This is a genomic window from Streptomyces sp. NPDC051940 (assembly GCF_040680895.1).
GTDB lineage: Bacteria > Actinomycetota > Actinomycetes > Streptomycetales > Streptomycetaceae > Streptomyces.
The window spans coordinates 135,828-157,612 of sequence record NZ_JBFAXR010000001.1 but is presented as its reverse complement, the minus strand read 5'-3'; the positions used below and the strand labels follow the sequence as shown (position 1 = coordinate 157,612).

The 21,785-nt window shown below is 72.1% G+C and carries 21 protein-coding genes and 2 tRNA genes; 15 read left to right on the top strand and 8 right to left on the bottom strand.

Features of this window, described 5'->3' with window-relative positions; all coding sequences use genetic code 11:
• Positions 1-143 precede the first annotated feature (143 nt).
• The 3 genes from AB0M28_RS00790 to AB0M28_RS00780 all read left to right on the top strand — a co-directional run bounded on the left by AB0M28_RS00790 (position 144) and on the right by AB0M28_RS00780 (position 3,561).
• Positions 144-692: a SigE family RNA polymerase sigma factor gene (locus AB0M28_RS00790; RefSeq protein WP_365395448.1), complete on the top strand. Its 549-nt coding sequence runs from the start codon at positions 144-146 to the stop codon at positions 690-692.
• 126 nt (positions 693-818) lie between these two features.
• Positions 819-1,646 (top strand): DUF1906 domain-containing protein, encoded by an 828-nt coding sequence (locus AB0M28_RS00785; RefSeq protein ID WP_365395445.1) that lies wholly within the window; start codon positions 819-821, stop codon positions 1,644-1,646.
• 265 nt (positions 1,647-1,911) lie between these two features.
• Positions 1,912-3,561, top strand: coding sequence for a long-chain fatty acid--CoA ligase (locus tag AB0M28_RS00780; protein ID WP_365395442.1), 1,650 nt, complete (start codon positions 1,912-1,914; stop codon positions 3,559-3,561).
• 170 nt (positions 3,562-3,731) lie between these two features.
• Here AB0M28_RS00780 and AB0M28_RS00775 read toward each other — a convergent pair whose 3' ends face one another.
• The gene (locus AB0M28_RS00775; protein ID WP_365395439.1) at positions 3,732-4,709 is read right to left on the bottom strand and encodes a GNAT family N-acetyltransferase; all 978 of its coding nucleotides are present in this window, start codon (positions 4,707-4,709) and stop codon (positions 3,732-3,734) included.
• A 97-nt stretch (positions 4,710-4,806) separates the two neighbouring features.
• Here AB0M28_RS00775 and AB0M28_RS00770 point away from each other — a divergent pair, with 97 nt between their 5' ends.
• Positions 4,807-5,739, top strand: a complete 933-nt coding sequence (locus AB0M28_RS00770) for a LysR family transcriptional regulator (RefSeq protein ID WP_365395436.1) — start codon at positions 4,807-4,809, stop codon at positions 5,737-5,739.
• A gap of 18 nt (positions 5,740-5,757) precedes the next feature.
• Here the strand turns inward: AB0M28_RS00770 and AB0M28_RS00765 are convergent, their stop codons facing one another.
• Complete coding sequence (locus tag AB0M28_RS00765) at positions 5,758-6,006, bottom strand: hypothetical protein (RefSeq protein ID WP_365395434.1); 249 nt, start codon at positions 6,004-6,006, stop codon at positions 5,758-5,760.
• Between the two features lie 717 nt (positions 6,007-6,723).
• Between AB0M28_RS00765 and AB0M28_RS00760 the strand changes: the two genes are divergently transcribed.
• From AB0M28_RS00760 to AB0M28_RS00750, 3 genes are all read left to right on the top strand, one after another.
• Positions 6,724-7,638, top strand: coding sequence for an RNA polymerase sigma factor SigF (locus AB0M28_RS00760; RefSeq protein WP_365395431.1), 915 nt, complete (start codon positions 6,724-6,726; stop codon positions 7,636-7,638).
• Positions 7,639-7,861: 223 nt separating this feature from the next.
• The gene (locus tag AB0M28_RS00755) at positions 7,862-8,731 is read left to right on the top strand and encodes an RNA polymerase sigma factor SigF (RefSeq protein ID WP_365395428.1); all 870 of its coding nucleotides are present in this window, start codon (positions 7,862-7,864) and stop codon (positions 8,729-8,731) included.
• Positions 8,732-8,791: 60 nt separating this feature from the next.
• Entirely contained in the window at positions 8,792-9,451 is a 660-nt protein-coding gene (locus AB0M28_RS00750; RefSeq protein ID WP_365395426.1) for a hypothetical protein, read from the top strand.
• 36 nt (positions 9,452-9,487) lie between these two features.
• On the opposite strand, the gene AB0M28_RS00745 is transcribed toward AB0M28_RS00750, so the two are convergent.
• Positions 9,488-9,724, bottom strand: a complete 237-nt coding sequence (locus AB0M28_RS00745; RefSeq protein WP_365395423.1) for a hypothetical protein — start codon at positions 9,722-9,724, stop codon at positions 9,488-9,490.
• Positions 9,725-9,830: 106 nt separating this feature from the next.
• On the opposite strand from AB0M28_RS00745, the gene AB0M28_RS00740 reads away from it, so the two are divergent.
• Together AB0M28_RS00740 and AB0M28_RS00735 are read left to right on the top strand one after the other, a co-directional pair.
• Entirely contained in the window at positions 9,831-11,366 is a 1,536-nt protein-coding gene (locus tag AB0M28_RS00740) for an MDR family MFS transporter (protein WP_365395420.1), read from the top strand.
• 88 nt (positions 11,367-11,454) lie between these two features.
• Positions 11,455-12,111 (top strand): response regulator transcription factor, encoded by a 657-nt coding sequence (locus AB0M28_RS00735; RefSeq protein WP_365395417.1) that lies wholly within the window; start codon positions 11,455-11,457, stop codon positions 12,109-12,111.
• 18 nt (positions 12,112-12,129) lie between these two features.
• On the opposite strand, the gene AB0M28_RS00730 is transcribed toward AB0M28_RS00735, so the two are convergent.
• From AB0M28_RS00730 to AB0M28_RS00720, 3 genes are read right to left on the bottom strand one after another with little or no spacing between them, the layout of a single operon-like run.
• Positions 12,130-12,882 carry an ABC transporter permease gene (locus AB0M28_RS00730; RefSeq protein ID WP_365395414.1) on the bottom strand — a complete coding sequence of 251 codons (753 nt, stop codon included), beginning with the start codon at positions 12,880-12,882 and terminating at the stop codon, positions 12,130-12,132.
• Positions 12,879-13,763, bottom strand: a complete 885-nt coding sequence (locus AB0M28_RS00725) for an ABC transporter ATP-binding protein (protein WP_365395411.1) — start codon at positions 13,761-13,763, stop codon at positions 12,879-12,881. The genes AB0M28_RS00730 and AB0M28_RS00725 overlap by 4 nt, the downstream gene beginning before the upstream one ends.
• On the bottom strand, positions 13,760-14,281 hold the full coding sequence (locus AB0M28_RS00720; protein ID WP_365395408.1) for a VTT domain-containing protein: 522 nt from the start codon (positions 14,279-14,281) through the stop codon (positions 13,760-13,762). Before AB0M28_RS00720 ends, AB0M28_RS00725 begins: the two co-directional genes overlap by 4 nt.
• Positions 14,282-14,536: 255 nt before the next feature.
• Between AB0M28_RS00720 and AB0M28_RS00715 the strand changes: the two genes are divergently transcribed.
• Positions 14,537-16,159 (top strand): histidine kinase, encoded by a 1,623-nt coding sequence (locus AB0M28_RS00715; protein WP_365395405.1) that lies wholly within the window; start codon positions 14,537-14,539, stop codon positions 16,157-16,159.
• 12 nt (positions 16,160-16,171) lie between these two features.
• On the opposite strand, the gene AB0M28_RS00710 is transcribed toward AB0M28_RS00715, so the two are convergent.
• Positions 16,172-16,936 (bottom strand): TetR/AcrR family transcriptional regulator, encoded by a 765-nt coding sequence (locus AB0M28_RS00710; RefSeq protein ID WP_365395402.1) that lies wholly within the window; start codon positions 16,934-16,936, stop codon positions 16,172-16,174.
• Between the two features lie 295 nt (positions 16,937-17,231).
• On the opposite strand from AB0M28_RS00710, the gene AB0M28_RS00705 reads away from it, so the two are divergent.
• From AB0M28_RS00705 to AB0M28_RS00685, 5 genes are all read left to right on the top strand, one after another.
• A complete protein-coding gene (locus AB0M28_RS00705; protein WP_365395399.1) occupies positions 17,232-18,107 on the top strand; it encodes an LLM class F420-dependent oxidoreductase in 876 nt (291 codons plus the stop codon).
• Positions 18,108-18,270: 163 nt separating this feature from the next.
• Positions 18,271-18,364 (top strand) — tRNA-Ser (locus AB0M28_RS00700).
• A gap of 250 nt (positions 18,365-18,614) precedes the next feature.
• A tRNA-Arg gene (locus tag AB0M28_RS00695) sits at positions 18,615-18,687 on the top strand.
• A gap of 515 nt (positions 18,688-19,202) precedes the next feature.
• The gene (locus AB0M28_RS00690; RefSeq protein ID WP_365395396.1) at positions 19,203-19,577 is read left to right on the top strand and encodes a hypothetical protein; all 375 of its coding nucleotides are present in this window, start codon (positions 19,203-19,205) and stop codon (positions 19,575-19,577) included.
• Positions 19,574-20,473 carry a UTP--glucose-1-phosphate uridylyltransferase gene (locus AB0M28_RS00685; RefSeq protein WP_365395393.1) on the top strand — a complete coding sequence of 300 codons (900 nt, stop codon included), beginning with the start codon at positions 19,574-19,576 and terminating at the stop codon, positions 20,471-20,473. Before AB0M28_RS00690 ends, AB0M28_RS00685 begins: the two co-directional genes overlap by 4 nt.
• Before the next feature lie 35 nt (positions 20,474-20,508).
• On the opposite strand, the gene AB0M28_RS00680 is transcribed toward AB0M28_RS00685, so the two are convergent.
• Positions 20,509-21,657 carry an epoxide hydrolase family protein gene (locus AB0M28_RS00680; protein ID WP_365395390.1) on the bottom strand — a complete coding sequence of 383 codons (1,149 nt, stop codon included), beginning with the start codon at positions 21,655-21,657 and terminating at the stop codon, positions 20,509-20,511.
• Positions 21,658-21,785: the final 128 nt, after the last annotated feature.

Sequence of the window (21,785 nt, the reverse complement as noted above, 5' to 3'; positions counted from 1 at the left end):
CAGGGCACGCCCTGAGGGGATCCCTCATCCGCTGCTCCGACTCCAGAAGGTGTAGTGGACCGGTGGTCTAGTCCCTGAGGGGGACGTCGTATCACGACCTCCGGCCGATCCGCCGCCCCCGGTCCGCTCCTAGCGTGGTGTTCATGACCGTCACCACCATGCGCAGGGCCAGCACCGCCGAACCCGCCCAGCCGACGTTCACCTCGTACGTGGCCGAGCGGGGCCCCGTGCTGCTGCGCACCGCGCGCTCCCTGACGGCCAACCCGGCGGACGCCGAGGACCTGCTGCAGACCGCCCTCACCAAGACGTATCTCGCCTGGGACCGGATCGAGGACCCACGTGCCGTGGACGGCTACGTCCGGCGCGCGCTGCTCAACACCCGCACCTCGGAGTGGCGCCGGCGCCGGGTGGACGAGTTCGCGGCCGGCGACGAGCTGCCCGAGCCCGATCCCCTGCCGGTCGTGGACCCCGCCGAGCGGCAGGCGACGCACGACGCGATGTGGCGGGCGGTGCTGAAGCTGCCGGCGCGGCAGCGGGCGATGGTGGTGCTGCGCTATTACGAGGACCTCACCGAGGTGCAGACCGCCGAGGTCCTCGGGGTCTCGGTGGGCACGGTGAAGAGCGCCGTCTCCCGCGCCCTGGCCAAGCTCCGCGAGGACGCGGCGCTGGAGGAGCTGGTGACGGCCGCGTAAGGGCCCAGGCCAAGGGCACGCCGCGCAGCGCCCCGCGCCGAGCGACCGGACCGACCCGCGGGCCATCCGGGGGACCGCCCCGCGCGCCTCCGCGGACGCGCCGGAGGCGGACCGTTGACTGCCCCCATGCGTGATGAAAGGCAGTTCATCGGAAAAATCGCCCCCGCGCTCCTCACCGCCCTCGCCCTGATCGGCGTCACGGCGGCAGCGGCCAGCGCGCACGAGGGCCCCCGCGCCGCCTCGGCCCGGATCTTCGACGGCAAGGCCTTCGACACCTGCGAAGCCCCCTCCCGCGGCGCCATGCGCGCCTGGGCGCAGAGCTCCCCGTACCGGGCGGTCGGCATCTACGTCGGCGGCGTGAACCGCGCCTGCAAGACGCAGCCGAACCTCACCCGGGGGTGGATCCGCGACACCGCCCGGATGGGCTGGCACCACCTGCCCCTGTACGTCGGCTCCCAGGCCCCCTGCATCGCCACCCCCCACCACCGCATCGGCTCCGAGCCGCGGGCCCTGGGCAGGCGCGAGGGACGCGACGCCGTGGACCGTGCGGCGGCGCTGGGCATCGCCACGCACTCACCGCTCTACCTGGACGTCGAGGCGTACGACATCGGCGACCGCGCCTGCGCCCGGGCCACGCTGTCCTTCGTACGGGCCTGGAACCGCGAGGTGCGCAGTCACGGCTACATCCCGGGCTTCTACTCCAGCTCCGGCTCCGGCGTCGCCGCCATGGAGCGCGCCCGCCTGGCCGGTGTGACGGACCTGCCGACGGTGATGTGGTTCGCGCGCTGGGGCACACCGCCGGCGCTCGCCGCCGAACCCGCGCTGCGGGCCGAGGCGTGGCGCCACCGGCTGCACCAGTACGCCGGGGATGTCCGCGAGTCGCACGGCGGCGTGACGCTGACGATCGACCGCAACGTGGTCCGCGCGCCGGTGGCGGTCTTCGCGGGCGGCTGACGGGGGTGGCTGACGCGGGCGGCTTACCGGGATGGCTGACGCGGCGGCTGACGCGGCCCGCGAGGAGGGGCACGGCGTGCGCCGCCCTGTGTGAATGCCCCGCTCCCCCTGTGCGCACGCCAAGCATCTGCCGCCGGGTGGGCCGAGGGGTAGTGACAAGCCTTCCGCAGGTCAGCAGAATCAGCGCCATCGATTACCGGTGCGTAACCGCCCGGTGAACCCTCGCGCTCGACCTGACGCCCGACCTCGCCCCAGGGAGGCCCCCGTGCTGAGCACGATGCAGGACGTACCCCTGACCGTCTCGCGGATACTGACCCACGGATCGACCGTCCACGGCCGCTCCCGTGTGATCACCTGGACCGGGGAGGGCGAGCCGCACATCCGTAGCTACGCCGAGGTGGGCGCCCGTTCCGCCCAGCTCGCGCACGCGCTCCGCGACGAGCTGGGCGTCCAGCCGGAGGAGCCGGTCGGCACGCTGATGTGGAACAACGCCGAGCACCTCGAGGCGTACATGGCGATCCCGTCCATGGGCGCCGTGCTGCACACCCTCAACCTCCGGCTGCCCCCGGCCCAGCTCGCGTGGATCGTGGGCCACGCCGCCGACCGCGTGGTCATCGCCAACGGCACCCTGATCCCGCTGCTCGCGCCGCTGCTGCCGCATCTGAAGTCCGTCGAGCACGTCGTCGTCGCCGGCCCCGGCAACCGTACGCCGCTCGAGGGCGCGGCGGTCCAGGTCCACGACTACGAGGAGCTGATCGCCGGCCGCCCGGAGAGCTACGACTGGCCGCAGATCGACGAACGCGAAGCCGCCGCTCTGTGCTACACCTCCGGCACCACCGGCGACCCCAAGGGCGTGCTGTACAGCCACCGCTCCGTCTATCTGCACTGCATGCAGGTGAACTCGTCCGAGTCCTTCGCCCTGACGGCCGCCGACATCGCGCTGCCCGTGGTGCCGATGTTCCACGTCAACGCCTGGGGGCTGCCGCACGCCGCGTTCATGGCGGGCACCTCGCTGCTGATGCCCGACCGCTTCCTGCAGCCGGCCCCGCTGGCCGAGATGATCGAGCGGATCCGGCCGACGATCAGCGGCGCCGTCCCCACCATCTGGCAGGGCCTGCTCGCCGAGCTCGACGCCCGGCCGCGCGACGCCTCCTCCCTCTCCCGCGTGATCATCGGCGGTTCGGCCTGTCCGCCCGCCCTGATGGCCGCCTTCGAGGAGCGCCACGGCATCCGCCTGGTGCACGCCTGGGGCATGACGGAGACCTCGCCGCTGGGCTGTGTCTCGCATCCGCCGGCGGGCCTGTCCGCCGAGGAGGAGATGGGCTACCGGATCACCCAGGGCCGCTTCCCCGCCTCCGTCGAGGCGCGGCTGGCCGGCCCGGACGGCACGTTCCAGCCGTGGGACGGGGAGTCGGCCGGTGAGCTGGAGGTGCGCGGGCCGTGGATCGCGGGCGCGTACTACGGCGGCGCGCAGGGCGAGGCGTTCCGCCCCGAGGACAAGTTCAGCGAGGACGGCTGGCTGCGTACGGGCGACGTCGGCACGATCACGCCGGACGGCTATCTGACGCTCACCGACCGGGCCAAGGACGTGATCAAGTCCGGCGGCGAGTGGATCTCCTCGGTGGAGCTGGAGAACGCGCTGATGGCCCACCCGCAGGTCGCGGAGGCCGCGGTGATCGCCGTACCGGACGAGAAGTGGGGCGAGCGCCCGCTGGCGGCCGTGGTGACGGTCGAGGGCGCGGCGCCCGGGTTCGAGGAGCTGCGGTCCTTCCTCGGCGAGCGGATCGCCAGGTGGCAGCTGCCGGAGCGGTGGACGGTGATCGAGGCGGTGCCGAAGACGAGCGTGGGGAAGTTCGACAAGAAGACCCTGCGCGCGCAGTACGCCGAGGGGGAGCTGGACGTCACCACCCTCTGAGAGCGGCGGGAAAAGCGAAGCGCCGGCCGGCACCCCCACGCGCCGGCCGGCGCCTCTGTCACCCGGGCGTCCCCACACCCGGGCCGTCTTCTCACCCCCCGTGAGCTCCTCACCCCCGTGAGGTCCTCACCCCCGCGAGCTCTCCCCCCGGCAGCCCCCCGCCGCGACGCTCACAGCCGCAGCTGGTACTCGTGCGTGTCCCGTTCGTGCCGCAGCCCCAGCTGCTCGTTGACCGCCAGCATCGGGCCGTTCTGCTCGGCGTTGTCCGCCTCGACCTCGCGTACGCCCGGATAGGCGTCGTGCAGCCAGCGCAGCATCTCCGCCTTGACCCACACCCCGAGGCCGTGGCCGCGGTGCGCCGGCACGACCGCCGTGTCGTACTGCCGGGCGCGCGGCTGCGACCCCCCGGGGATCACGACCTCCGTGTACCCGGCGATCTCCGCCCCGTGTACGGCGGCGGCCGTGAGCAGTACGTCGCCGCGCCGGGCGATCACCTCGGCCATCTCCCGTACCCGCGCGGCGCTCCAGCCCTGGGTGCCCAGGTCCAGCTCGCCCAGCGGCATGTCGGCCATCGCGGCCTTGGCCCGCGCGAGGGCGGCGGCGTGCCGGTCGGGGACCGTCCCCCGCCAGCGGACCAGCTCGTAGCCGTCCCGGCCGGCGCCCACCAGCTCCTCCAGCCACGCCCGGTGCACCCCGTCCATGGCGAGCACCAGATGGCGTACGGTCAGCACCTGCTTGAAGCCGTGCCGCAGGAAGAACGCCTCCGCCGCGGTCCCCGCCGGTACGGCGCACAGCAGCGTCCGCCGCCCCCCGTCCCGGCACGCCCCGGCCGCGGCCGCCAGCAGCGCCCCGCCGAGCCCCCGGTCCCGGTCCGCGGGACGTACGTGCAGCGCCAGCTCCGCCACGTCCTCCATGCCGGGAGAGGTGAACAGCCGCACCCCCGCGACGGCTGCCACCTCCCCGTCCGCCCCCCTGGCCTGCCAGCAGCGCAGCACGCTGTCCAGACCCGGATGAGCGAGCCGGCCGCGGATCTCGCCCACGGAGGGCGGCGGCACCTGCGGCAGATCGTGAAGCAGGGAGGCTGTGATCACGCCGTGCCAGGCCTCAGCCTTGGCTTCGGATGCGGAGATCTCGGCCGGTGCGCTCATGATCTCTACCATTTCCGCAGATCAGGGCTGGATCAAGGGCGAATCGCGGATGGTTGAATAACCGCCTGGTTATCAGTCGGGTCGAGGGGTTACGGCAATGGAGCTGCGGGACATCGAGATCTTCCTGACCCTCGCCGAGGAACTGCACTTCGGCCGCACGGCGGAGCGGCTGCACGTCTCCCAGGCGCGGGTCAGCCAGGCGATCGCGAAGCAGGAGCGGCAGATCGGCGCGGCCCTGTTCGAACGCACCAGCCGCCGTGTCGCCCTCACCCCCATCGGCACCCGCCTGTACGCGGACCTGGGCGCCGGCTACCGGCAGATCACGGACGCCCTGCAGACCGCCGCCGACGCCGCCCGCGGTGCGACCGGGGCGCTGCGGCTGGGCATCATGGGCCCCATCGCCCATGACATCGCGCAGGTCACGGCGCTGTTCCGGGCCCGCCACCCGGGCTGTGAGCTGAGCTTCCGCGAGGCGCACTTCTCCGACCCGTTCGGGCCCCTGCGGGCCGGCGACGTCGATGTCCAGGTGACGTGGCTGCCGGTGCGCGAGCCGGATCTCACCGTGGGCCCGGAGGTGCTCGTCGAACCGGTCGCCCTCGCCGTCGCGGTGGACCACCTCTTCGCCGGCCGGGAGTACGTGGAGCTGGAGGATCTGGGCGACTGCGTGCTGATGCAGCCGACGTATTCCGTACCCGACTACTGGCTGCGCACCCTGCGCCCGGAGCGGACGCCGTCCGGACGTCCGATCAGGTTCGGCCCGCGGGCGGGGACCATCCAGGAGGCGTTCGCCGCGGTGGCCGCGGGGCTGTGCGCCACCCCGGTCTTCGCGCCCGCGACGCGGCACTATCCGAGGGCGGACATCGACTTCATCCCGCTGCGCGGGGCGGAGCACTCCCACTGGGCGCTGGTGTGGCGTACGGCGCACGAGACGGAGCTGGTCCGGGCGCTGGCCCGCACCGCCGAGGACGCCTGCCCGGTGCCGCTGACCCCGGGGGCGTACGGGCCGCGGGCGGTGCCGCCCGCGGGCTGAGGGGGCGCTGGGAGGGGCTCAGGCGGCCTTCCCGAGCCGCAGCACCAGCTCGCGCTCGCGGGCGCGCAGGCGCTCCATCTCCGCCTGCTGCTCCGTCGTCCAGGCGGGGCTGGCGACCAGCTCGGCGCGGAGCCAGCCGATGTCGTCCGTACGGCCGGGTGAGGGGTCGGTGGACCAGGGGAGGGTGCGCCACAGCGCGGCCAAGTCGGCTCGTACGCGGGCGAGTTCCGCCTCCGTGGGCTGAGGGTCCTGCGTTGGTTCGACCACGCGCCCAATGATACTGCTGTTCGAATTTGAGGCGCAGGCGAATAGCCCTGAGACGGAGCCGGAGGGCGGGGAGGGCAGGGCCGGGGGGAGCGGCATCGGGGGGACAAGCCGCTCCCCCCGATGGGGACGGCCTTCCAGGCCCTCACGCGCCACTCGGGGGGAAGTGCGGCGCGCGCCGGCCACGCAGGGGAGGCCGTCCCGGCCCGCCGGAGTTCCTGCCAGACCCGGTGGGCACGTATCCATGGTGGCCCCCGCTCGGCCGTTTGTGGGGCTACGAAAGGCCTGTGCCGAGGGGACTTTGGTCCATAAATTCCAGGTCAGTCGTTAGACTCACTCGCGGCGCGGGGACGGTGCTGTAAGGCCGCCGGGGAGGATGGGGAGCACGCCATGGACGTGAAGAAGGTAGCGACATACATACTGGTGGTGTTTGTCGTGTACACCATTATCACCTCGCCCCAACGCTCGGCGGAGCTGGTCGGCATGGGCTTCGAGGGTGTCGCGGACGCCGCGGAGGGCATCGGCGACTTCATGTCGGAGCTGGTCAACTGACCCCGCCCGGAGCGTCCGGCGGCAGCCGGTCCCGGCCCCGTATCAGACACACCCGGTCAGCCCAGCCTTGACGACCGGCGCGCGGCATGCACGCCGAACGCGCCCTCAACTAGCCGTCAACACGGTGATTTACGGTGCTTGCACACAGTGCACATCTCTTGTGATGCTATGACCGCTTTTCCCGTTTTGCCCGAGAGGTCGCACGGTCATGCCGTGATACCCGGGCCGAGGCTAGAAGAAGGGGTGGTCCGGTCCGTGTCGACCAGCGCCGCGCCGCCCGCCCCCGGGCCCCGTACGCCGGATCCAGCCGGTTCGAGGCAGCGGCCCACGGACACCCGGGCGCTGACCCAGGTCCTCTTCCAGGAGCTGGGCCTGCTGGAGCCGGGCACCCCCGAGCACAGCCGGGTGCGCGCCGCGCTGATCGAGGCCAACCTCCCGATGGTCCGGTACGCGGCGGCCCGCTTCCGCAGCCGCAACGAGCCGATGGAGGACGTGGTCCAGGTCGGCACCATCGGCCTGATCAACGCCATCGACCGCTTCGATCCCGGCCGGGGCGTGCAGTTCCCCACCTTCGCCATGCCCACCGTGGTCGGCGAGATCAAGCGCTACTTCCGCGACAACGTCCGCACCGTCCACGTGCCGCGCCGGCTGCACGAGCTGTGGGTGCAGGTGAACGGCGCCACCGAGGACCTCACCACCCAGCACGGCCGCAACCCCACCTCCGCGGAGATCGCCGAGCGTCTCGGCGTACCGGAGGAGGAGGTGCTCGCGTGCCGGGAGGCGGGGCGGGCGTACCACGCCGCCTCGCTCGAAGCCGCACAGGAGGGCGAGAGTTCACCCGGTCTGCTCGATCGCCTCGGCTACGAGGATCCGAACCTCGCGAGCGTGGAGCACCGGGACCTCGTACGGCATCTGCTGGTGCAGCTGCCGGAGCGCGAGCAGCGCATCCTGGTGCTGCGTTACTACAGCAACCTCACGCAGTCCCAGATCAGCGCCGAACTGGGCGTTTCCCAGATGCACGTGTCCCGTTTGCTGTCCCGGAGCTTTGCGCGACTGCGATCCGCAAACAAGATCGAGCTGTAACCGGGACGGGTGGAGACGGGTGGACCCGTCCGGACCGGGGGGCCTCTCCAGCTGCGCAGATATGTCGACTTGGCGCTACAGCGTGTTGCCGACTTGTGACATTCTGCTGGAACCGTGTTTGCCGCGACCCAGCCTCCGGTATTCAGGATGAGGCTGGACTGATGGGGCGGTTGCCCGCCCGCATCGGCCGGCTGCGAACCGACCGCGACCTCAAGGGGGTGGCATGTCCGTAGAACTGGGCAGCTCCAAGGTGCTCACCGATGTCGAGACGACGGCGCCGGTGCTGGGTCCCCAAGACCTCCCGGCCGTCTCCGCCTCCGGGCGGACCGACGCCATCGACACCCGCACGCTCTCGCGCTCCCTGTTCCTGCGGCTCGCCGAGCTCGACAAGGACAGCCCGGAGCGCGGCTATGTCCGCGACACCCTCATCGAACTCAACCTCCCGCTGGTCCGGTACGCGGCGGCGCGCTTCCGCAGCCGCAACGAGCCGATGGAGGACATCGTCCAGGTCGGCACCATCGGCCTGATCAAGGCGATCGACCGCTTCGACTGCGGCCGGGGCACAGAGTTCCCAACCTTCGCGATGCCGACGGTCATCGGCGAGATCAAGCGGTACTTCCGTGACACCAGCTGGTCGGTGCGCGTGCCGCGCCGGCTGCAGGAGCTGCGGCTGGCCCTGACCAAGGCGTCCGACGAGCTCTCCCAGAAGCTCGACCGCTCGCCGACCGTGCCCGAACTCGCCCGCTATCTCGGGGTGTCGGACGAGGACGTGGTCGACGGCCTGGCGGTCGGCAACGCGTACACGGCCAGCTCGCTGGACTCGCCGTCCCCGGAGGACGACGGCGGCGAGGGCTCCCTCGCGGACCGTCTGGGGTACGAGGACACCGCGCTGGAGGGCGTGGAGTACCGCGAGTCGCTGAAGCCGCTGCTGGCGCGCCTGCCGGCGCGGGAGCGGCAGATCATCATGCTCCGGTTCTTCGCCAACATGACGCAGTCCCAGATCGGCGAGGCGGTCGGCATCTCGCAGATGCACGTGTCGCGACTGCTCACCCGCACGCTGGCGCAGCTGCGGGAGGGGCTGATCTCGGACTGAGCCAGGGCGGGGCATCGGACCCCTGGTCATTGCTGACGGTCCGTCAGTACAGTGGCCCGCATGGCTGGTATACGACCTGACCGCCGCGGAGCGCATCCCCGCTCGGCGGCGGTCCGTCGTGCGGCGGCCGTATGCGTCCTGCTGGGCGGAATGCTGCTGGCCGGCTGCAGTGCGTCCGACAGCCCCGGTTACGCGGCCGTCGGCGCCGGTACGCCGCCGGAGACGGGTGTGGGCGGGGCCGTACGCCCCACCGACCCGGTGCGGATGGTGCCGCTGGAGACCCCGGCCGCGCGCAGCCCCGAGGCCCGGGAGTCCGGGGAGGATGACGCCGGGGAAGGGCCGGGCGGCGGCGAACCCTCGGCCCCGGAAGCCTCGGGCACCCCGGCCCCCAGCGCCTCTGCCGCGACCGCGCCCGCCGAACTCACCTGGACCGCACCGAAGCTCGCCGACACCGAGGAACGCTGGTGCGAGCAGGTCACGATGACCTTCACCAACTCCGGCGGAGCACCGGTCATCGAGGGCACCGTCACCTTCGGCACCCACATCATCGGCGCGCTGGGCGTCGACTGGGCGACCGTCGAATCCGCACACGCGCTGCCCGCGCCGATCGCCGGCGGGGCGACGGTGTCGAAGACCTGGACCGTCTGCGTCGACTCCTGGCGGGTGCCGCTCGGCATGCGGGTGGAGACCCGGGACGCCGACGTCGTGTGGAAGGGCTGAGCCGCGTCAGGCCTCAGGCGTCACGCCCAGAACGCTTCAGGAGAGCGCGAACCAGGCCGCGCCCGCCAGCACCGCGAGTACGACGATCACGCCGACGATCAGCCCGACGCGCGAGCCGCCACTGCTGCTGGTGGTGCCGCCCTGCACCCGCCCGCCGCCGCCCGCCGCCGGGCGCTGCGGGGCACCCTCGTCGACGAAGGCGCGGAACATCTGCGTGTTGCCGGCCGGGTCGTAGTTCGGGTCCGGAGTCTGACCATGGGGATTGTGAGCCATGGGCCCGCACCCTAGCGAACGGGTGTGGTGGCTGGCCAGGCCAGTGGTTGCCAAAGGCAACCAAAACGGATATCGTTGCTTAGTGCAACAAACAAACTCCTCCCCCATGACCCACCGTCAGATCATGGAGGCGCTCTCCGGCCTCCTGCTCGGCATGTTCGTCGCGATCCTGTCGTCCACGATCGTCACCAACGCCCTGCCCGAGATCATCGCCGATCTGCACGGCACGCAGAGCTCGTACACCTGGGTGGTCACCGCCTCCCTGCTGGCGATGACCGCGACCACCCCGCTGTGGGGCAAGCTCGCCGACCTCACCAGCAAGAAGCTGCTGGTCCAGCTCGCGCTCGTGGTCTACGTCACCGGCTCCGTGATCGCCGGCCTCAGCCAGAACACCGCGATGCTGATCACCTGCCGCGTCGTGCAGGGCATAGGCGTGGGCGGTCTCACCGCCCTGTCCCAGGTGATCCTCGCCGCGATGATCTCCCCGCGCGAGCGCGGCCGCTACAGCGGCTACCTCGGCGCCACCTTCGCCGTCGCCACCGTCGGCGGCCCGCTGCTCGGCGGTGTCATCACCGACACCGAGTGGCTGGGCTGGCGCTGGTGCTTCTACGTCGGCGTGCCCTTCGCCGTGATCGCCCTGATCGTGCTGCAGAAGACCCTGAAGCTGCCGGTGGTCCGGCGCGAGAACGTCCGCATCGACTGGTTCGGCGCCGTGCTGATGAGCGGCGCCGTGTCGCTGCTGCTGATCTGGGTGACGCTCGCGGGCGACTCGTACGACTGGCTGTCCTGGCAGACGGGCGCCATGGTCGGCGGGGCCGTCGTGCTCGCGCTGCTCTTCCTGTACGTGGAGTCCCGTGCCGCGGAGCCGATCATCCCGCTGCGGCTGTTCCGCAACCGCACCATCTCGCTGGCGTCCGCCGCGAGCCTCTTCGTCGGTATCGCGATGTTCGGCGTCACCGTCTTCCTCAGTCAGTACTTCCAGCTGGCGCGCGGCGAGTCGCCGACCATGTCCGGCGTGCTGACCATCCCGATGATCGCCGGCCTGTTCATCTCCTCCACCGTCTCCGGGCAGGTCATCACCCGCACCGGCCGCTGGAAGGCGTGGCTGGTCGTCGGCGGCGTGCTGCTCACCGGCGGGCTCGGGCTGCTCGGCACCATGCGGTACGACACCCCGTACTGGCATCTCGCCGTCTCCATGGCGACCGTCGGCCTCGGCGTCGGCATGATGATGCAGAACCTCGTCCTCGCCACGCAGAACCAGGTCGCCCCGCAGGACCTCGGCGCCGCGAGCTCCGTCGTCGCGTTCTTCCGCTCGCTGGGCGGCGCGGTGGGTGTGTCGATGCTGGGCGCGCTGCTGAGCAACCACATCGCGGACTACGTGCGCGACGGCATGCTCCGGATCGGCGCGCGGCCGAGCGGCGGTTCGTCCGCCATCCCGGACCTGGACACGCTGCCGCATCCGGTGCGGATCGTGGTGGAGAGCGCGTACGGGCACGGTGTCGGCGACGTGTTCCTGTACTCGGCGCCGGCCGCGCTGCTGGCGCTGGTGCTGGTGGTGTTCATCAAGGAGGTCGCCCTCGGCACGCGCAGCGCGCTGCAGCAGACGGCCGACCAGAAGACCCCGGTGGGCCAGGCGGGATGACGCGCTGCCGATGACGTCCGCCGGACCGCCACCGGCGGACGTCCACCGGATCACGCCTTCGGCCCGACCGAGGAGTACGGTCGAAGGCGTGATCAAGGTGCTGCTCGCGGACGACGAGGCCATGGTGCGGGCGGGGGTGCGGGCCATCCTCGCCACCGCGCCGGACATCGAGGTGGTCGCCGAGGCGGGCGACGGGCGCGAGGCGCTCGAACTCGCCCGCGCCCACCGGCCGGACGTCGCCCTGCTCGACATCCGCATGCCCGGCCTGGACGGGCTCGGCGCGGCGGCGGAGATCCGGCGGGCCGTGCCGCAGACGGCCGTGGTGATGCTGACGACGTTCTCCGAGGACGAGTACATCACCGGCGCCCTCGACGGCGGTGCGAGCGGTTTCCTGCTCAAGTCCGGTGATCCGTACGAGCTGATGGCCGCCGTCCGGGCGGTGCACGGCGGGGCGTCGTACCTCTCGCCGAAGGTCGCGCACCGGGTGATCCAGCAGATGAGCGGCGGCCGGCTGAGCCGGCAGACCGCGGCCAGGGAGCGCCTCGCGCAGCTCACGCCGCGCGAGCGCGACGTCCTCGCGCTGGTGGGGGCGGGGCTGTCCAACGCGGAGATCGGGGAACGGCTGTTCCTCGTCGAGGGGACGGTCAAGGCGTACGTGAGCGCCGTGCTCGGCCGCCTGGAGCTGAGGAACCGCGTCCAGGCGGCCGTGCTGGCGTACGAGGCGGGGCTGGTGCCCGAGGAGTGATCCGCCGCGGCGTCGCGCTCAGGCGTCGCGGGACCTCAGGGCCCGTACGCCCGCCGCGAGTCCGCCGGCCGCCCAGGCCAGCAGGACCAGTACGTACAGCACGTCGCCCGTCATGAAGCGCTCGCCGGCCGCCGTAGGGGTGAAGTCGGCGGCGGTGGCGAGAAATTCGGCCTCCAGCGAGTCGGCGAGCATCAGCAGCACCGACGGCAGCACCATCAGCAGCCCGAACAGCACCGCCACCGTCCCCGCCGACCGCCGGATCACCGTGCCCAGGCCCAGGGCCAGGACGGCCACCAGCGCCGTGTGCACCCCCATGGCCAGCACCGCCCCGGCCGTCGGCGCCGCCTCGAAGTGCCCGTACTCCTCCAGCATCGGCGCGCTGGTCGCCACCCCGAGCGCCCCGACCGGCAGTCCTACGGCGAACCCGGCCGCCGCCACCACGGCCGCCTTGGCCGCCAGCAGCCGCTCCCGCGACGGGGTGCACGCGAGCGTCACGCCGATGCCGCGGGTGGCGAACTCGCTCGTCACGGACAGCATGCCGAGCGCCCCCAGCACGAACTGCGTGCCGTACGCCGTGGCCGCCACGGCCATCGAGTACGCGGCGATCGACCCGGGTTCGGTGCCCAGCCCCTCCGCGTTGTTGGCGGCGGTCAGCGCGCTCATCGGGGCGATGACCAGCATGGTCAGCACGGCGCCGCCGGCGAACCACCAGGTGGAGCGGACCGAGCGGAGCTTCAGCCACTCGGAGGCGACGGTGTGGGTCAGGCTCATGCTTCGGCTCCGTACTCGACGCTGTGGGCGGTCAGTTGCATGTACGACTCCTCCAGCGAGGACTCCACCGGCCGCAGTTCGTACAGCGGCAGCCCCAGGTCGTACGCCAGGGACCCGACCTGCTCCGGGGTCGGGCCGGTCACCGTCAGCTCGTCGGGGCCGGTCCAGCGGGCGTCCAGCAGGACGTCGGCGAGCGGCTGCAGCCGGGGGCCGCGGACCCGGACACCGGCGCCCGTGACCAGGTGCTCCATCGGTTCGTCGGCGATGAGCCGGCCCCTGCCCAGCACGATCAGCCGGTCGGCGGTGCGCTCCATCTCGCTCATCAGATGGGACGAGACGAAGACCGTCCGCCCCTCCGCGGCTAGGTCCCGCAGCAGCGTGCGGATCCACCGCACGCCGTCCGGGTCGAGGCCGTTGACCGGCTCGTCCAGCATCAGCACCCGCGGATCGCCCAGCAGCGCGCCCGCGATGCCCAGCCGCTGGCTCATGCCCAGGGAGTACGTCCCGGCGCGCCGCCCCGCCGCCTGGGTCATCCCGGTGATCGCGAGGACCTCCTCCACCCGGGCGTACGGGATGCCCTGGCTCAGCGCCATCGCCCGCAGATGGTCGCGTCCGGTGCGCGCCGGGTGGACGGCCCGGGCGTCGAGCAGGGCGCCGATCGTGCGCAGGGGGTGGCGGAGTTCGGCGTACGGGCGGCCGTCGACGAGGGCCGTGCCGGAGGTGGGGGTGTCCAAACCCAGGATCATGCGCATCGTGGTGGACTTGCCGGCGCCGTTGGGGCCGAGGAAGCCGGTGACGGTGCCGGGGCGGAGCTCCAGGGTGAGGCCGTCCACGGCGGTCTGGTCGCCGTAGCGCTTGGTCAGGGCGGTCAGGGTGATCATCGGGCTCCCTCGGGGGTGTGCTTGCGGCGGCGGACATGGCGTACGACGACCTCGTGCCCGACGGTGATCGAGAAGGCGAGGCCCAGGCCCAGGGCGACGCCCTTGAGCGGCTCGTGTTCGAAGGCGGCGCCGCCGAGGTAGCCGAGGCCCGCCGAGTAGCCGGCCCAGGTGGCGGCGGCGACCGTCGCGTACGCCGTGAAGGTGCGGCGGGGGAAGCCCGTCGCACCGGTGGTGAGCGTGGCGGCGGTGCGCCCGCCCGGGATGTAGCGCGCCACGACGAGCACGAGCCCGCCGCGGTCGTCGAGCAGCCGGCCGATCCGCTCGTACGCCCGGTGCGTCCGGCTGCCGGGCCTCAGCCGGCGGAAGACCCTCGGCCCGGCCCGGCGGCCGATGGCGTACGAGATGTGGTCGCCGGTCAGCGCGCCGAGGGCGGCGACTGGGACGACCAGGGCGAGCTGCGAATCGCCGGTCGAGGCGGCGAAGACCCCCAGGGTGATCACGAGGGTCTCGCTCGGCACGACCGGGAAGAACCCTCCCCCAAGCTCTCGGCTCCGCTCGAGCAGGGGGTGCCCCCATGCGCGGCGATGCCGAAGAGCGCGAGGTAGACCCAGGGGGTCGTGACGATGCCCTCGACGGCCTGGAGGATGGCGTCGTTCATGGTCCCGAACGTAGGAATCCGGGGGCGGCGCGGGCTGCGGACGATCGTCATCGGAAGGTACTGACTTTCGTCAGGTGTCCCGGCGGTGCGGGCGGCGTAGCGTGATCGTCATGCGGTGGCACGGACGTACGCGATGACCTGGCGGGACCGGCCGGCCTGGGCCAGGTCGCCCGTCGCGGCGGACGTGCTGCTGTGGATGGTGATCACCGCGCCGGTGTTCACCTCCGACGGGCTGCCGGGGGCCGCGCAGGCGGCCGGCCTGCCGATGCGGTGGGTGCAGCTCGCCGCGGTGCCGCTGCTCGCGCTGGCCGTGGCGGCAGCCCGGCGGCATCCGGTGGGGGCGGCGGCGGTGCCGGCGGGGCTGGGGCTGGCGGCGACGCCGGAGCTGTTCACCAACAACTACCTCCTCGCCCAGCTGGTGCTGGCGTTCCTGATGGGGCGGCGCACCGCCGGGATGCGGCCGGGGCTGGTGTTCGCCGGGGCGGTCTGCCTGGCGGGGCTGGTGCTGTCCCTCGCGGTGCCGGGACTGGGCCTGGCGACGTGGTTCACGGTCGTCGCCACGGTGCTGATGACGATCGTGCTGCCGTGGCTGGCGGGGCGCTACGTACGCCAGCACGACGAGCTGGTCCGTACGGGCTGGGAGCTGGCCGAGCGGCTGGAGCGCGAGCAGGACCTGATCGGCGACCGGGTACGGCTGCTGGAGCGCTCGCGTATCGCCGGGGACATGCACGACTCGCTCGGCCACGAGCTGAGCCTCATCGCGCTGCGGGCCGCGGCCCTGCAGGTGGACCCGGGGCTGTCGGGCGGGGCCCGGGACTCGGCGGGGGAGCTGCGGGAGTCCGCCGCTGCGGCCACGGAACGGCTGCGCGAGATCATCGGCGTCCTGCGCGAGGACGGGGCCGCGGCGCCCGTCCTGCCGTCGGGCGACACGGTGGCGGACCTCGTCAGACGGGCCGCGGCCTCGGGGATGGAGGTCTCGCTGGCCGGATCCTTCGGGGGACCGGCCGGCTCATCGGGGGAGCGGCTGCCGCCGATGGCGGACCGCGCGGTGTACCGGGTGGTGCAGGAGGCCCTGACGAACGCCACGAAGTACGCGCCGGGCGCCGCCGTCACGGTGACCCTGTCCCGGGACGAGACGGCGGACGAGGCGCTGGTGACCGTCGTCAACGCCGCACCACCCGCTGGCCCGCTGCCGTCGGCGGCCGGCTCCGGCTACGGGCTGGTCGGCCTCGACGAACGGGTACGGCTGGCGGGCGGCCGCCTCGCCGCCCACCCGGTGCCCGGCGAAGGCTTCACGGTCACCGCCCGCCTGCCCCTCACGGCGGGCGCGGCGGTGGCACCGCCCGGCCCCCGGCGCTCCCAGCAGGAGCTGGCGCGGGCGCGGCGCCGGGTACGGCGGAGCATGCTCGACGCGATCTGGGTGCCCCTCGCGGCGGCGGTGGCGCTGCTGCTGCTGATGTTCGGCTTCAACACGTACACGTCGTACCGCTCGGTGCTGCCGGAGTCGGTGTACGCCGATCTGCGCGTCGGGCAGCCCCTCTCGTCGTTCGAGGACCGCCTCCCCCGCTACGAGGCGGACGACAACGAACGCCCCACGGGCGCGCCCCCCGACCCGCGGGGGGCGGACGAGTGCCGCTTCTACCGGACCCGGACGTTCTCGCTGGATCCGGCGTACCGGCTGTGCCTCAGGGATGGGCGGCTGGCGAGCAAGGACGTGGTCCGGATCGTGGTGCGGTGATCGCCGGGGGGCCTACCGACCTCCCACACTCCCCGTCCCCGACCTGCCCATTTCCGTGATCCCCGCAATCGCGCAGTCGAGCGCGAACTCGAAATCCCGCTCCCGCAGCACCCCGACCGCGCCCTCCCCCCGCGCCTGGACGGTCGCGAGCGACACCGCGTACTCCGAGCGGCCCGCGAGCCGGGCCATCACCTCGCCGTGGAGCTCGTCCTCGCTCACCCCCAGCGAACGGCACCGCTCGCGCCAGCGCCCCTCGACCGTCCCGAACCCGTACGAGAACTGGAACAGCAGCGACAACGCCCCCAGCCACGACCGCGCCGGCAGCCCGGAGTCCCGGATCGCCTCCTGCGCGCACTCCGCGAACGCCAGCGCCCGCGGACCGATGTTGAGGTACTCACCGGCCAGCGGCGACACCCACGGATGGGTGACGAGCATCCGCCGGTGCTCGCGCGCCAGCTGCCGCAGCCGCTCGCGCCAGTCGACGTCGTCCGCGGGCAGCCGGATCTCCTCGTGGACGTGGTCCAGGGCCAGTTCGAGCAGCTCGTCCTTGGTGTCGACGTACCAGTACACGGACATCGCCGTAACCCCGAGCTCGCCGGCGAGCCGCCGCATGGAGACCTTCGCCAGCCCCTCAGCGTCCAGCAGCCGGACCGTGGCCTCCACGATCTTGTCCAGCCCCAGCCCGTGCGGCTGCCCGCCGCTCGCGTGCCGGGCGGGCGGGCCGCTGAGCCAGACACTCGAACCGGAGTCGCGGGCCTTGCGGCGGTCGGACGCCATGATGCGCCTCCTCGGGGTGGTACAGGACCGTCGGACGGCCGCCGGCACCGGCGCCCGTTCCCCCCATATCCGATGCTATGCCCGGTACGGCGGGCGCCTTCCCCAGGCGGAGGCAGAGAGACCGAAGGCTGCCCGAACGATGGACGCGAACGCATGGGCTTGACGAGGGACGCGAACGTATCGGCCTGACGAGGGACGCGAACGCATCGGCTTCACGAGGGACGCGAACGTATCGGTCTGACGATTACCCTCGTGCGCAAGGAACAACCGACCACACCCCACAGGTTGCACCGACATGAGCGACGAGCGATTCGGCCGTATCGGCCTCTGGAGCAGCGCCCTCCGCCAGGACGATCCCGCCCTCCGCGGCGAGATCCTCGAGACCGCCGCCGAGCTGGAGGAGCTCGGCTACGGCACGCTCTGGCTGGGCAGCAGCCCCGGCGTCGAGCACGCGGACCGCATCCTGAAGGCCACCCGGCGGATCCGGGTGGCCACGGGCATCCTCAGCATCTGGCAGCACGAGGCGGCGGCGGTGGCCGCCCAGTACGACACGGTGAACGCCGAGTACGACGGCCGCTTCACCCTGGGCCTGGGCGTCAGCCACGCCCCGCTGACCTCCGCCTACAACCGCCCGTACTCCGCGATGCGCGACTACCTCACCGTGCTGGACGAGGCCCCCGTACCCGTGCCCGCCTCGGGGCGGGTGCTGGCGGCCCTCGGCCCGAAGATGCTGGAGCTGGCCCGCGACCGGGCGGCCGGCGCGCACCCGTACCTGGTGACGCCGGAGTACGTGGCCGAGGCCCGCGAGATCCTCGGCGAGGGCCCGCTGCTCGCCCCCGAGCTGAAGGTGGTCCTGGCCGCCGACCTCGGCGAGGCCCGCGCCACGGCCCGCGCGTACCTGCGCTACTACCTGACCCTGCCGAACTACACCGACAACCTCACCCGCCTCGGCTTCACCGACGACGACTACGCCGGCCACGGCAGCGACCGCCTGATCGACGCGGTCTTCGCCCTGGGCACACCGGAGTCGATCGCCGCGCGCGCCGAGTCGTACTTCCGGGCCGGCGCCGACCACCTGGCCCTGCAGGTGGTGACGGCCACGCCGTCCAAGGACCTTCCGCGCGCAGAGTGGCGCACGCTGGCGAAGGTGCTCCCGCTCGCCGTGGAGTAGGCCGAGGTACCCACCGCGGTGTAACCCGGTGGTGCCGCCGCAGGGCTTTGCCCCGGCGCCCTTCCCCCGGGTACGGTAGGGGCGATTGGCAGCAGCCCGTGGTGCTGTGCCATCATCTGCTCACACCTCCGAGTCGCCCCCGGGCGACACCAGGCGGTGTGCTGGAGGCGTCGCCTAGTCCGGTCTATGGCGCCGCACTGCTAATGCGGTTTGGGCTTTACCGCCCATCGAGGGTTCAAATCCCTCCGCCTCCGCCACCAGGTCAATGAGACCGCGAAGCCCCGGCCACTCGGCCGGGGCTTCTTCGCGCTCAGCACCATGACACCGCACCGCCGCACCCACGCCCGCGAACCCGGTCCGCGCCCCCGCCGACCCACCCCGCCCGAAGGCCCCCATCCGGGCATTTGCGCAGGTCAGACCGGCTGCAGTAATCGGATTTCGCCTCCGGCCGCAGGTCATGTAATGTTGTTCCCGCAACGCCGACCGGCCAACAAGCCGGGAAGTAAAGCGCTCGTAGCTTAACGGATAGAGCACTTGACTACGGATCAAGAGGTTGCAGGTTCGAATCCTGCCGAGCGCGCACAGTTCAGAGACCCCCCGGGATCATCCCGGGGGGTCTCTGGCGTCTGTCCTGTCATCAACGCGGATGCTCCGGCAGCTGCGGATCGCTCAGCTCGGGCGGCCTCGCCCCGGGAGGGTTGCCGAGCCGGTTGAGGGCCAGATAGCCCTGAGCCAGGATCATGCGGACCTCACTCGCCGGTGCCCTCTTGGCCCACCTGTAGGACAAACGGGCAAGTCGGAAGTCCACGCGCTCCGTCACTGTGCTTGTGCGCGGGTCGCAACCGCTCCCGGTACGACGATCCATGCCAGGGGTGATCCCGGCCTGGCCCCGGCCGCTCCGGCCGCCGCCTGGGGCGCCCCCATGCCGAACGCGCCCGTTCCCAACTATCCATGTCATGGTGTCGATCCGCTCCGACCGCAGGAGTCCAGGAACGCGAGTCGCGACCGGCCCGAGGATGCCCGCATTGTCGATGGGCCTGGTGATGCCTGACCATGCCGGGATCGGGCAAACCTCTGCACGACTTCAGGAGGACCGTGGACGTGCACGACCACTGCTGCGAGTCGATGGCGCGACGGCTGGAGTGGAGTTGCACCCTCCACGATGACGCCTTCGCCTGCCCGGACGCGCTGATCAGCTTCAGCTCGAGGTACCAGGAGTACGGGATCATCGTCCATGACGGCGGCACCGCGGTCATCGGAATCGGGTACTGCCCGTGGTGTGGTCGGCGTCTTCCGGAGTCGCAGCGGGACAGGTGGTTCGACGAGCTGGAGAAGCGCGGGATCGACCCCTGGGAAGACGACATCCCCGAGGAGTTCCAGAGCGACAGCTGGCTCAGGCTGCCGGACGGAGAAACCGGGGCCGTCCCGGGAGGGGCGGGTTGCGGTGGGCCGGTAGGGTGCCCCGCATGAGCGCCACCATCAGGCGGGCTGTGATTCCCGCTGCGGGGCTTGGGTCGCGGTTGTTGCCGTTGACCAAGGCCACGCCCAAGGAGATGCTGCCCGTCGGGGACAAGCCCGTGATCGAGCACACCGTGCGCGAGCTCGTGGCCTCCGGGATCACCGACATCACCATCGTGGTGTCCGGTGGCAAGTCGCTGATCCAGGAGCACTTCCGGCCCAACCCCGCGCTCGTCGCCCAGCTGCGCGCGGACGGCAAGACGGCGTACGCCGACGCCGTGGAGGAGGTCGGCGAGCTGTCCCGGCTCGGCCACATCACCTACCTCGACCAGCACGGGCCGTACGGCAACGGCACCCCCGTGCTGAACGCCGCCCGCAACTTCGGCGACGAGCCGATGCTCGTGCTGTGGCCCGACGACGTCTTCGTCGCCGACGTGCCGCGCGCCCAGCAGCTGATCCGGGCGTACGAGGCCACCAGCTGCCCCGTGCTGGCGCTGATGCCCATGGAGCCCACCGACTCGCAGCGCTACGGCGTGCCCGTGGTCCGCGAGGACCTCGGCGAGGGGCTGCTGCGCATCAGCGGTCTGGTGGAGAAGCCCAAGCCCGCCGACGCCCCCTCGGCGTACGCCGCGATCGGCGGGTACGTGATCACGCCGGGGATCGTCGACGAGCTGCGGGAGCAGACCAAGCGCTGGTACGAGCACCGCACCGGCGAGATCTACCTCACCGACGCCATCAACGCCTACGCCGGCACCCGTGCCGTCTACGGCCAGGTCATCCAGGGCCGCTGGTTCGACACGGGCAACCCGCAGGCGTACCTCACCGCCCAGTTCGCCGCGGCCCTGGCCGACCCGGAGTACGGCCCGCCCCTGCGCCGCCTAGCGCAGGAGCTCGGCGACGGCGCTTAGGGCGGCGCGCACCCGGCAAGACCCGAGAACAGGCCCTAACCGCGCAGTTCCCGGAAGAACCGGCGTATGTCGGACACCAGCAGATCGGGTGCGTCGTGGGCCGCCCAGTGGCTGCCGCGGTCGAACTCCGACCAGGAGACGATGTTCGCGTGGTCCCGCTCCGCGAACTTGCGGACCGGGCGGAAGTCGTACGCGAAGCTCGCCAGGCCCGTCGGGGCCGTCGTGGGCCCGGTGGGGTGCTCCGCGTGCCGGTCCTCGTAGTAGAAGCGGGCCGACGACGCGCCCGTGTTGGTCAGCCAGTAGATCGTCGCGATCGTCAGCACCGTGTCCGGGTCCACCGCCGTGCCCAGCAGCTGGCCGATCCAGGCGAGCTGCCCGGCGGGGGAGTCCGCCAGGGCGTGCGCCAGGTTCTGCGGCTTGGTCCCCTGCAGCTCGGCGTACGCGGACATCTCGGAGTTGAACGTCTGCAGGAACTGCAGCAGGCCCATCTCCTGCTCGGTCAGCCCCTCGAACTCGCCCGGCGTGCCGTCGGGGAAGGAGAACAGCTGGTCGACGTGCACGCCCAGCACGCTCTCCGGGTTCTGCCGGCCCTGCTCGGGGGCGATCAGCGCGCCCGCGTCGTTCCCGTGCACCCCGTACCGCTCGTAGCCCAGGCGCCGCATCAGCTCGGCCCAGGCGGCCGCCACGCGGTGCCTGTTCCAGCCGGCCTCGCGGGTGGGGCCGGAGAAGCCGAAGCCGGGGATGTCCGGGATGACGACGTGGAAGGCGTCCGCCGGGTCGCCGCCGTGTGAGGCGGGGTCGGTCAGCTCGTCGATCAGCCCGGTGAACTCCACGAACGTGTTGGGCCAGCCATGGGTGAGGATCAGCGGCGTGGCGTCCGGCTGCGGGGAGCGGACGTGGACGAAATGGATGGTCTGGCCGTCTATCTCCGTCGTGAAGTGCGGCAGCTTGTTGAGCCGGGCCTCGTGCTCGCGCCAGTCGTACGCGGTACGCCACCGCTCGACGAGGTCCTTGACGTACGACAGGGGCACACCGCGCTCCCAGCCCGGCGGGACGGGCCCGGTCTGGACCGCCGCGGGGTCGGGAGGCAGCTCGTCCGCCCAGCGGGTCCGGGCGAGACGTTCACGCAGGTCGTCGAGATCGGCCTGCGGGATGTCGATCTGGAACTGCTTGATCTCGGACATGTCTCTACCCTCCCGCGCCCGGCAACCTCCGGCAACATCCTGTGGATAAGTGCGAGGACGGGCTCCGGACCTGGGCATATGCCAGCGCCGAAGGACGGCACCGGGGTGCGGCGGAGTAAGCCGTGCGC